At 72.2% G+C, this 9,747-nt stretch carries 11 protein-coding genes; 6 read left to right on the top strand and 5 right to left on the bottom strand.

The genetic code is table 11. From position 1 onward, the window contains the following. Nucleotides 1-171: 171 nt before the first annotated feature. Nucleotides 172-1,119, bottom strand: coding sequence for an alpha/beta hydrolase (locus tag ACZ7KX_RS26520; RefSeq protein WP_470328654.1), 948 nt, complete (start codon nucleotides 1,117-1,119; stop codon nucleotides 172-174). 43 nt (nucleotides 1,120-1,162) lie between these two features. Between ACZ7KX_RS26520 and ACZ7KX_RS26515 the strand changes: the two genes are divergently transcribed. The 5 genes from ACZ7KX_RS26515 to ACZ7KX_RS26495 all read left to right on the top strand — a co-directional run bounded on the left by ACZ7KX_RS26515 (nucleotide 1,163) and on the right by ACZ7KX_RS26495 (nucleotide 5,689). Beyond that, entirely contained in the window at nucleotides 1,163-1,645 is a 483-nt protein-coding gene (locus tag ACZ7KX_RS26515; RefSeq protein ID WP_470328653.1) for a MarR family winged helix-turn-helix transcriptional regulator, read from the top strand. A gap of 30 nt (nucleotides 1,646-1,675) precedes the next feature. Then, a complete protein-coding gene (locus ACZ7KX_RS26510) occupies nucleotides 1,676-2,035 on the top strand; it encodes a hypothetical protein (RefSeq protein ID WP_470328652.1) in 360 nt (119 codons plus the stop codon). 119 nt (nucleotides 2,036-2,154) lie between these two features. After that, nucleotides 2,155-4,071 (top strand): OmpL47-type beta-barrel domain-containing protein, encoded by a 1,917-nt coding sequence (locus tag ACZ7KX_RS26505; protein WP_470328651.1) that lies wholly within the window; start codon nucleotides 2,155-2,157, stop codon nucleotides 4,069-4,071. Between the two features lie 275 nt (nucleotides 4,072-4,346). Then, entirely contained in the window at nucleotides 4,347-5,012 is a 666-nt protein-coding gene (locus ACZ7KX_RS26500; protein ID WP_470328650.1) for a hypothetical protein, read from the top strand. A gap of 494 nt (nucleotides 5,013-5,506) precedes the next feature. After that, the gene (locus ACZ7KX_RS26495) at nucleotides 5,507-5,689 is read left to right on the top strand and encodes a hypothetical protein (protein WP_470328649.1); all 183 of its coding nucleotides are present in this window, start codon (nucleotides 5,507-5,509) and stop codon (nucleotides 5,687-5,689) included. 197 nt (nucleotides 5,690-5,886) lie between these two features. Here the strand turns inward: ACZ7KX_RS26495 and ACZ7KX_RS26490 are convergent, their stop codons facing one another. After that, a complete protein-coding gene (locus tag ACZ7KX_RS26490; RefSeq protein ID WP_470328648.1) occupies nucleotides 5,887-6,243 on the bottom strand; it encodes a hypothetical protein in 357 nt (118 codons plus the stop codon). A 61-nt stretch (nucleotides 6,244-6,304) separates the two neighbouring features. On the opposite strand from ACZ7KX_RS26490, the gene ACZ7KX_RS26485 reads away from it, so the two are divergent. Further along, the gene (locus tag ACZ7KX_RS26485; protein ID WP_470328647.1) at nucleotides 6,305-6,778 is read left to right on the top strand and encodes a MarR family winged helix-turn-helix transcriptional regulator; all 474 of its coding nucleotides are present in this window, start codon (nucleotides 6,305-6,307) and stop codon (nucleotides 6,776-6,778) included. A 471-nt stretch (nucleotides 6,779-7,249) separates the two neighbouring features. On the opposite strand, the gene ACZ7KX_RS26480 is transcribed toward ACZ7KX_RS26485, so the two are convergent. The 3 genes from ACZ7KX_RS26480 to ACZ7KX_RS26470 all read right to left on the bottom strand — a co-directional run bounded on the left by ACZ7KX_RS26480 (nucleotide 7,250) and on the right by ACZ7KX_RS26470 (nucleotide 9,659). Then, the gene (locus ACZ7KX_RS26480) at nucleotides 7,250-8,092 is read right to left on the bottom strand and encodes an alpha/beta fold hydrolase (RefSeq protein WP_470328646.1); all 843 of its coding nucleotides are present in this window, start codon (nucleotides 8,090-8,092) and stop codon (nucleotides 7,250-7,252) included. A gap of 5 nt (nucleotides 8,093-8,097) precedes the next feature. After that, the gene (locus ACZ7KX_RS26475; RefSeq protein ID WP_470328645.1) at nucleotides 8,098-8,739 is read right to left on the bottom strand and encodes a dihydrofolate reductase family protein; all 642 of its coding nucleotides are present in this window, start codon (nucleotides 8,737-8,739) and stop codon (nucleotides 8,098-8,100) included. Between the two features lie 197 nt (nucleotides 8,740-8,936). Then, on the bottom strand, nucleotides 8,937-9,659 hold the full coding sequence (locus tag ACZ7KX_RS26470; RefSeq protein WP_470328644.1) for a TetR/AcrR family transcriptional regulator: 723 nt from the start codon (nucleotides 9,657-9,659) through the stop codon (nucleotides 8,937-8,939). Nucleotides 9,660-9,747: the final 88 nt, after the last annotated feature.

Raw genomic sequence — 9,747 nt, 5'->3', positions numbered from 1 at the left:
AGGCCGTCGCGCCCGAGAACGCTGCCCCCGCGCACTGAGCCAGTCACAGGGCGTCACCGCCCCGGCTTGACAACATTATTGGGAATCTCCCTCTGCGTTGCGTGGCCCTTCGAGGCTACCGGGACCGTACCGACCGTCACTGACAGTCCGCTGTGCCCGAACGGCCCCGGGTCAGCCCGCCGGGCCGGCGGTGGCCGGCGTGGTCCGGCGCGTGGCGCCACCGGCCCGGATCCGCTGACGCAGGAACAGGGCGGCGCGGTCCAGCGCCTCGTCCGCCTCGTCGAGGACGCCGGCGAAGGCCTGGAACACGTGCGGCGCGTCGGCGGTGACGTCGAGGATGACGTCCACGCCCGCCGCACTCGCGCGCGCGGCCAGGCGGGTGGAGTCGTCCAGCAGCACCTCGTTGGTGCCGACCTGGATCAGCATCGGGGGCAGGCCGGTGAGGTCGGCGTGGACGGCCGGGCTCAGCAGGGGGTGGCGCGGGTCGGCTCCGGCGAGGTACAACGCCCCGGTGTGGCCGAGGGCCGCGCGGGTGAAGATCGGGTCGACGCCCTCCTTGGTCTCCATGCTCTCGCCGGTCCGGGTCGCGTCCGTGCCGGGGGAGAACGCCAGGATGGCGGCGGGCTGGGGGAGCCCCGCGTCCCGGGCGGCGAGGCAGGTGGTGACGGCGAGGCCGCCGCCGGCGGAGTCTCCCGCGAGGACGACGGCGGCGGGGTCCTCACCGCGGTCGAGGAGGGCGCGGTAGGCACTCAGGGTGTCCTCGACCGCGGCGGGGAAGGGGTGTTCGGGGGCGAGCCGGTAGTCCAGCGAGTACGCTCCGAGGCCCGTCCTGGCCACGAGGTTCCCGGTGAGCGAGAGCGCGGTCTCGGGCGAGCCGAAGACCCAGCCGCCACCGTGGAAGTAGAGGATCGTCCCGGAGTCGGTTCCCGCCGTGGGCTCGACGCGCAGTGCCGGCCGGTCGCCGAGCGTCGTCGGCGAGGTTCGGATGCGGTCGTGGGGCACGATCATCCGGGCCATCAGCTGCCGGAATCCGGCCCGGAGCTCCTCGACCGAGTGGGGGCCGTCCGGGCCCGGCTGCCTCAGGATCTCGTCGACCCGGATGCGTTGTTCCCTGCTCATGGGCACACTCCTGCCAGAAGTAGCTTCCTGTACACTATATGCCATGGAATATACATCGAACGGAGGAGCGGCGGCAGCCGGATTCTCCGAGCTGTTCGCCGACCTGGTCCGGTGCGAGACGCGCCTCTACAACGCCCTCAGCGACCGCCTCCGCGCGCGGCACGGGATCGTCACCTCGCAGTACGAGTTCCTGGGCTACCTGCGGGACCACCCCGGGTGCCGGGTGGCGGACCTCGCCGCCGAGTTCGCCATCGGCGTCGGCGCGACCAGCAAGGGCGTCGACCGCCTGGAGAAGCAGGGTTGGGCCGCCCGCCGGCCCAACCCGGCCGACCGCCGCTCCTCACTGCTGGCCCTGACCGAGGACGGCGCACGGCTCGTCGAGGAGGCGGACCGCACCTTCACGGACGGCCTGACCGAACTGCTCGGAGACGCCCTGGACGGCCCCGCACTGTCAGCCGTCGCACAGGCCTTCTCCACCCTGCGGACCGCCCTCGAACGCGACCAGATCGGCACCCCCACCGGCTGACCCACCGTCCCGGTCGGGTACCTGACCGGTGTGCTCGGCACGGTCGGCTACGTCGTCCTGCTGGGCGCGTCCTCGTTCCTCCACGCCTGGGGCAAGGCCGGCAAGTACGCGCTGTTCGCGCCGTTGCTGGACGACGGTCCGCGGTTGGCCGCGAACAGTGTGCTGAGCACCAGTTTGTCGAGCGGTGTGGCGGCGCCGGTCCTGCTGGTCGGCTGTGGCCTCGCCATGATCCTCACGGCCGCCCTCGCCGCCTCGCTCCGCGGCCGGCACGCCGTGCGACGGCGGCGTCGGCGAGCGAGCGCGCCCGCGGGCCCGGCCGTTCGTACGGCCGCCGGCGTCGCGTCCGAAGGCCCCTCCGGCGCCCGGTCCGACGCCCCGTCCGGCGTCTGATCCGACGCCGCCGACCGGGAGCGGACGGTGCCGCCGACCGCTCCCGGCTGGCCGCCGTCGGGGTGACTGTCCGACGGGGCATGACAGGTCCGCGACGGCCGGACACCTAGCGTGAGGCCATGACTGCAGATCGTCCTCCCGGTGCCATCGTGCTCCCACGATTCCTTAGACACCCCAGCCCGGCACCCCTGTTTGTGCTGGCCCTCGCCCTGCTCACCCTCGTCGCGGCCATCACCCCCGCCGCGGCCGCGCGCCGGGCGGGCGGCCTGCTCGGGGTGAACCTCGTCAACAGCAGCGACCGCGACCTGACCTTCGTCAACCTCCAGATCACCGACGGGTGCGCCAACACGAACCCGCCGGCCCGACTCGCCGCCCTCGGCGGCACCGGACAGTTCAACGTGGGCGTGTGCAGGGGCTCCGACGGCGCGTCGGGGACCGTCACCTACCAGGTGGCCGGCGAGAGCCAGGGCACCGTGGTCACGCTCGGCTGGAACGTCCCGGCCCCGCTCGACGAGCCGAACACCTTCACCGAGACCGCGCCCACCGGCTACGTGGTGAGCCACGTCGGGGGCACCGACCCCTTCACCCCCGTCACCTTCACGGTCGACTGCAACTCCACCACCTGCGACGGGATCCCGGACGACTGGAAGCGCAACGGCGTCACGATCCAGCCCAGTGACGGCAGCCCCGCGCAGTTCATCGACCTCAAGGCGATGGGCGCGGACGTCAACAAGCCGGACGTCTTCGTCCAGGTCGACTGGATGGCGGACGACACCCACAGCCACGCGCTCACCAGTGACGCGATCAGGAAGGTGGTCGACGCCTTCAAGAACTCCCCGTACAACCGGCACAGCCCGACCACGGGGATCAACCTGCACGTCGACGAGGGCCCGGACAGCATCCTCGACTTCTCGAAGAACACCACCTGGGGGACGCTCAGCAGGGCGAAGAAGCAGACCGAGGCGGCCAACCTCGGGACCGTGGACGCCAGCGGGCGCTACCTCTGGGACGACTTCAACAAGATCAAGACGGCCAAGGGCGGCTTCATCAGCACCGGCCGGAGCTCGATCTTCCACTACGCGATCTCGGCCCACAACCTGCAGCCCGGCGTGACCTACAGCGGCATCGCCGCCGGGGCCCCGAGCAGCGACTTCATCGTCACCCTGGGCAGCTTCGCCAACCAGGTCGGCGACCTCAACCAGCAGGCCGGCACCCTGATGCACGAGCTGGGGCACAACCTGGGCCTGAAGCACGCCGGGAACGCCGACACGCCCAACCACCAGCCGCAGTACTTCAGCGTGATGAACTACTCCTACCAGCTCGGCGGCCTGTCGATCGGCACGACCACCGGGATCATGGACTACTCCCGGCAGGTGGGCGCGCTGAACGAGCCCACGCTGAACGAGCGCCAGTTCCCGTCCAGCACCTCGGGCTACGACGTCGCGCACTGGTGCCCGAACACCAAGCAGGGCTCGCGGTTCGTCACCGTCCAGTCCGGCGCCGGCCAGGTCGACTGGAACTGCGACGGCATGATCAGCCAGAACACCGTCGCGTTCGACACCAACAACGACACGGTGCAGACCCTGCTGCCCGGCCACGACGACTGGGGCAGCATCCAGCTGCGCGGCGGCTCGATCGCCCACTCCGGCGCGAACGGCGTCCCGGCGCCGACCGAGGAGAACGAGATGACGATGGAGGAGGCCGTCATGGAGCTGCCCCTCGACACGCTCCCGCCGGTCACCACGGCACGCACCCACCCGCACCCCGACCGGCACGGCGTCTTCCACTCGGACGTCACGGTCACCCTCGACGCCACCGACGACATCAGCGGCGTCGCCATGACCGACTACCGGGTCGACGGCGGCGAGTGGACGCCCTACACCGGGCCGTTCACGGTGAGTGGCAACGGCCGGCACCAGGTCGAGTACCGCTCGGTCGACCACGCGCAGAACGTGGAAGAGGTGAACTGCCTGGAGTTCCGGATCGACCTCGACCCGCACTCCCCGGAGCCCTGGCACGAGACCCAGGAGGGCTGACCGGTCCGGCGCGTGCTGCGCCGCCACCCGGGCCCGGGCCGCCACACGGTGGCCCGGGCCCGTGCCGTACCCGGTCGGCGCACCGGGCTGCGCGCCGGCACTCCGGCCACCCGCGCGGAGAGGCTTGGTCCGATGGCCTGTCAGGCCGACGCGTCGGCCGTGGCCGGGCGGCGTGCCGGAGCGGTTGCCGTGCGACGGGGTGGTACAGGTTGGGGCCGGGTCACAGTATGTGACTTTCAGCTACTCAGAGTGTCATCTTCTCTGGAAGGAGACTCATGTCCCTGCACCGGCTCCGCCCGGGCCGCGCCTTCGGGCTCGCGCTGGCACTGGCCGCCCTCACCCTCTCCGGCACGGGCACCGCCAGCGCTGTCGCACCGCACAACGGTGCGAACGACACGACCAGGTTCCGCCTGTTCCCCAACGCCACGTTCCTGCCGTGCCTGGCCGGCAGCGGCAGCAGTCCGCGCGTCGAGGCTGAGGTCCGCCGCGGCGAACTGAACGACACCATGGACATCCAGCTGCACGGCTTCAAGCCCGACCTCGACTTCGACCTGTTCACGGTCCAGCGCAGCAACCAGCTGGCGGACGGGAGCCCGGACCCCTCGTTCACCGGCAGCTTCGGCCTGGCCTGGTACCAGTCCGACCTCCACACCGACCACCACGGGGACGGCCGGGCCCGGATCCGCACGATCCTGCTCGACCAGATCTTCGGCTTCGACCCGGACGCGGCCCTGCCGCCCACCAACACCTTCCACGTCGGGTTCTGGTTCAACAGCCCCGCTGACGCAGCGGCCTGCGGCTTCACCGGCAGCACGCCGTTCAATGGCGAGCACAACGCCGGGCCGCTCGCCTTCATCACCCGCCCCGACGCCGTCACGGGCCTCGGCCCCCTGTGCACCGAGCCCAACACCTCGACCACCCCCGCCACCTGCAACCCCTGACCCCTCCCACGAGGTCCTCGCCCGCTCGTCCCGGACACCTTGTCGACTGCGTCCCGGCAAGCACGGCGACCGGGAGTCGGACCGGTCGGCGGCCCGTCGCCGACCGCCGGTCCGGCTCCCCGGCGCGCCCCACCCGGGTCCGCCGGCACCCCGGCGGGCGGCGGGGCGGGCCGGAGTCCGGAGCGCCACGCTCCGGATGGCATGTCCGCGGCCATAAAATCCCAGGTCAAAGCCTTGTTCGTGACGGGTTCGCCGGTCTAGCATTCCCGGCACGGCGGCCCCCACCGCAGTCGGGGCCGCCGTCCACCCACGCCTTCCGCCGCCGCGGCCGGCCGCCGATTCGACGGGCGGACAGGCCGGATCGCCCGGCCAGGACTGACACGGCTGACGGATGATCCCGATCGCCGCCAGGTGAAATGGACCCGCGTGGCCGAACGGATGCCGGTACGGTCGGGCCCGGTGCGGCCGGGCCCATGGAAGGCCTTCCCGGGAGCGTGGAACGTCACATCCTGGATCGTTCGATCGTCCAGGCGCTCAAGGCGATCAGGGGCGCGCTCGGCTGCACGCTCCACGAAGCGATCGACATCTCCGGGTTGCGTCACGAGGAACTCCGCCGTGGCCGGCCGGCCGACTTCCGGGTGAGCCGCGAGGAGTGCGGCCGCAACGTCTGCACCTGATCTGCGTGCACGGCGGGTTGCCGGTGGTGAACAGGGCCGGTGGCCTCACGGCCCTCGTGCCGGGTTCGGGTGCCTGCGGCTCACACCTTCTGCACCGTGCTCGACACCGTGAACCGCGACGGTCACAGTTCCTCGGGCCCGGCCGGGGTGGTGGCGGATCGGCGGACGGCGGACGGCGGGCGGGTCGTCAGGGGGCGTCAGCGGGCGAGCAGCCAGCCGGCCGAGGCGAGGTGGACCAGGGCCAGGACGATGCAGGTGGCGACCATCGGCCGGTTGCCCCGTCGGGCGCCGAGCACCCCGTCGCCCACCTGGGCCAGCCCCGACACCACCAGCACCGGGGGCAGCGCCGTTGCGGGACCCGTCGCCAGGACGACCAGGGTGACCAGGCTCAGTGGCAGTGCCCGGGCGGCGTAGGCGCCGAGGAAGAAGGTCCCGCCGGGGCCGAGCTGTTCGCCTGCGGCCAGTGCGAGGGACGGCCGGGCCAGGCCGACCAGGGACGAGACCCCCGACAGCAGGGCGACGGCGGCGTTGAGGCTCGTCAGCACGATCTGCATGTTCTTCTCTCCTTGAATCATTCGAGCTGTGAATCATTACGGCGATTGTATGCTTCGAGGCATGGATGAAGTCAAGAGTGGCCGGCCGGCCGACGTCGAGGGCGCCGGCATCCCCGGCACCGTGGTGTTCAAGCTCGGCACGCTCGGGACGGTCGCCGCCGACCGCTTCGCGGCCGCGGTCGGGCCGCTGGGCGTCAAGCCCAAGCACGTCGGCCTGATGGCCGCCCTCGCTCACGCGACGTCGGCGTCGCAACAGGACCTGGCCGCCCGACTCGGGGTGGTGCCCAGCCTGGTCGTCTCGCTCGCCGACCACCTCGAACACCTGGGCGCCGTCGAGCGGGTCCGCGACCCCGCCGACCGCCGCCGCCAGATCCTCACCCTCACCGACCAGGGCCGCGAACTCCTCGCCCGGTGCACCGCCACCGCGCAGACCCTCGACCGGCAGTTCACCGCCGCCCTGACGCCGGCCCAGCTCACCGCACTGCAGCAGGCCCTCGCCGTCCTCGCGGCCGAGGCAGGTCTGCCGACGACGTGAGTCGGAACGTCCTGCGCCGAACGGACCCGCTCTGCACCGTCGCGCACCTCCGTGCCGGCATCAGCGTCCAGCGGCGTGATCCGGTGACCTGCCCGCTCAACCTGACCGCCCCGAGGTCGATCTGTCCGTGCCCGTCCTCCCAGCCCGCGACCGCTTCGCAGCCCAGATCCGCCAGGCGGCCGGCCGTGGTGTCCTCGGGCAGGGGCATCAGGCCCTCGTCGCCGTCGGTGCAGAAGTGGCCGAGGTGGGTGCGCAGTTCGGGGTGGTCGATGGCGGCGTGGAGGCCCGACACGACGTGCTCGTCGCCGCGCAGCGCCGCCGGTCGCACCCAGGCGGCGTCCCGGTGGAAGCCGGTCTCGTGCAGCAGGTTGCCGTCGACGTAGGCGGCGTAGACCGCTTCGGGCTCGTACTCCCCGAGGTGACGGCCGATCAGAATGGCACGGCGCGGAGCAGGCGTGAGCCTTCCGCCCGCTACCGGAGTGCGAGCATGGCTGCGGTGACGTCGCCGACCGCGGTCTCGGGGAGCGCGGTGGCTGCCTCGTCGAGGACGAGCAGCCGTGCCCCCGGGATCGCGCGGGCGATCGCCTCGCCGTTGCCGACAGGGAAGAACCGGTTGCGGCGGCCGTGGACGACGAGCGTGGGGACGCCGATTCCGGGCAGGCGTTCGCGCCAGCGGGGTGTGCAGTCGAGGCCGGAGAACACCAGGCCCAGCTGGTTGGCCAGTTGGACCGGGGGCGCGGTGCCGGGGGTGCGGTCCCAGATGCGTGCGGCGGTGGCGCGAGCGGCCTCGGGGTCGTCGCCGAGGATCTCCGCGCCGGCCGCGGCGAACGCGGCGACCGCCTCGCGGTCGGCCCAGTCCGGCATCGGACGCGCGAACAGCCGGCTCATCACCGCCCGGTCGTGGTCGGGGAGGTCGTCGTCGGGCGGGCCGGGGGCGACCGGGCGGGTGCCGACCAGGGTCAGCGCGCGGAACGCGTCCGGATGGTCGAGCGCGGCCACCTGGGCGACCATGCCGCCGACGCCGATCCCCGCGAGGTGCGCGGGCGCCCCGCCGAGCGCGTCGGCGAGGGCCGCGGCGTCGGCGGCGAGGTCGCGCAGGGAGTAGGCGGGTGCCTGCGGATCCTCCGTCGTGGACTGCCCGCTGTCGCGCAGGTCGTAGCGCACCACACGGTGTCCGCCGGCGGCGAGGCGCTCGCAGAGCGCGTCGGGCCAGGAGAGCATCGTCGGCCCGCCCGCGAGCAGGACCAGTGGCGCGTCCCGGTCACCGAACGACTCGATGCCCAGGGCGATCCCGCGGGTGTTGACGGTGGTCATCGGGATCACCGGCTTCCTTCGTGCCCGAGGCCTCGGTCGGGTGCGTTCATGTCGCCGGTCCGGGGGGTGCCGTCGGCGAGCCCGTAGCGCAGGTACAGGGTGCCCCGGGGGCCGGCTGCCGGGGGCTCAAGGAGGGTGAGGTTGGTGGGCACCGCGCCGCCGTCGAACACCTTCTTCCCGACGCCGAGCACGATCGGGTGCACCCAGAGGTCGAGGCGGTCGAAGAGCTTCTCGCGCAGGAGGGTCTGGACGAGGTCGAGGCTTCCGACGACCTTCACCTGCTCGTGCCGGTCCCGCATCCCGCGCACCGCGGCGGGCAGGTCCGGGCCGAGGAGGGTGGAGTCGGCCCACGGGAGGTCGGGCGTGCTGCGGGAGGCCACGTACTTCGGCACCCGGTTGAACAGTTCGGCGATCTCGCCGTCCTTCTGGTGCGGCCAGTGCGCGGCGAAGATGTCGTACGTCCGCCGCCCGAGCAGCAGGGCGTCCGTGCCCTCGTACGCGGCGAGGATCTGCGCCCCGGTGACCTCGTTCAGCAGTGGCACCTGCCAGCCGCCGAACGGGAACTCCACCGGGTCCTCGTCGGGGCCGCCGGGTGCCTGACCGACGAGGTCGAGGGTGGTGAACAGCTCGATGTGGATCTGGCCCATGTCTGTACTCCCGATGAGTGGGTGGTTCCGGTCGGGATGTAGACCGGCCCGGGCGACGAAACTCATCGCTGCTCGGGCATCCGGTTTCCGCACCTGCCCACCACGGCCCCCAGGGCGGCCTCGGCCGGGCACCCGCGGACCGCCGTGCCAAGCGGACCGCTGTGCCAAGCGGACCGCCGTGCCCGGCACTCCGCCGGTCAGCCGGACGCGGGCCGCAGGTTGTCGACGATCAGGCCGAGGGCGAAGTCGAATCGGTCGTGGCCGGTGCCGGAGATCAGCTCGGCGGCGTGGCGTCGGGTCTGCGGGAACTCCTCGGCGGGCAGTGCGGTGAAGCGGTCCAGCAACTCCTCGTGGCTGAGCACCCATTCCTGGTGCTGCTGCCGGCGCCGTTGCCGCACCAGCGACTGCTCCAGCGCGTAGGCGCTGACGTAGAGGGACAGCGCGTCGCGGGCCCATCCGGCGGTCCTCGGTCCGATGCCGCCCGCGAGCAGGATCGCCAGGATTCCCTCGCCGACCCGCAGCGTTTCCAGGTTGGTCGGCACCGAGGCCAGCGCGGCGCGGGAGATCCCGGGGTACTCCAGGTACAGGTCGCGGATCTGTGCGTACACCCCGAGCAGCTGCTCGCGCCAGGCGGTCCGGTCGGGTGCGGGGAGCACGACCTGGGAGTAGAGCCTGCCGATCAGCAGGTCGTCGATGTCGTCCTTGTTGACGATGTGCGCGTACAACGACGACGGGCCGGTGCCGAGCACGGCGGCGACCCGGCGGATGGTCAGCGCGTCGTACCCCTCGGTGGCGACGACCTCCAGGGCGGCGTCGGTGATCCGTTCGACGGTGATCGGCTTCCTGCGCGGTGCCGACGCGGGCTCCGCTGCAGGTCGGGCGTGGCGAGCCGCGCGGCTCTGGCGGGGGTCGGGGGACATGCCGACCACTATACCTTGACGCGAACTAAGTTCGTTGAGTAGAACTTAGTTCGTCAGGACGAACAAAGTTCGCCCGATGTCCCGGAGG

It is taken from the genome of Kitasatospora sp. NPDC038210 (genome assembly GCF_055600605.1).
The sequence above is the reverse complement of the archived record's forward strand: the minus strand, read 5'-3'. Positions and strand labels throughout refer to the sequence as shown.

Coding starts and splice junctions, on each gene's coding strand:
- ACZ7KX_RS26520 (WP_470328654.1), bottom strand. CDS start 1,119: ATGAGCAGGGAACAACGCATCCGGGTCGACGAGATCCTGAGGCAGCCG.
- ACZ7KX_RS26515 (WP_470328653.1), top strand. CDS start 1,163: ATGGAATATACATCGAACGGAGGAGCGGCGGCAGCCGGATTCTCCGAG.
- ACZ7KX_RS26505 (WP_470328651.1), top strand. CDS start 2,155: ATGACTGCAGATCGTCCTCCCGGTGCCATCGTGCTCCCACGATTCCTT.
- ACZ7KX_RS26500 (WP_470328650.1), top strand. CDS start 4,347: ATGTCCCTGCACCGGCTCCGCCCGGGCCGCGCCTTCGGGCTCGCGCTG.
- ACZ7KX_RS26490 (WP_470328648.1), bottom strand. CDS start 6,243: ATGCAGATCGTGCTGACGAGCCTCAACGCCGCCGTCGCCCTGCTGTCG.
- ACZ7KX_RS26485 (WP_470328647.1), top strand. CDS start 6,305: ATGGATGAAGTCAAGAGTGGCCGGCCGGCCGACGTCGAGGGCGCCGGC.
- ACZ7KX_RS26480 (WP_470328646.1), bottom strand. CDS start 8,092: ATGACCACCGTCAACACCCGCGGGATCGCCCTGGGCATCGAGTCGTTC.
- ACZ7KX_RS26475 (WP_470328645.1), bottom strand. CDS start 8,739: ATGGGCCAGATCCACATCGAGCTGTTCACCACCCTCGACCTCGTCGGT.
- ACZ7KX_RS26470 (WP_470328644.1), bottom strand. CDS start 9,659: ATGTCCCCCGACCCCCGCCAGAGCCGCGCGGCTCGCCACGCCCGACCT.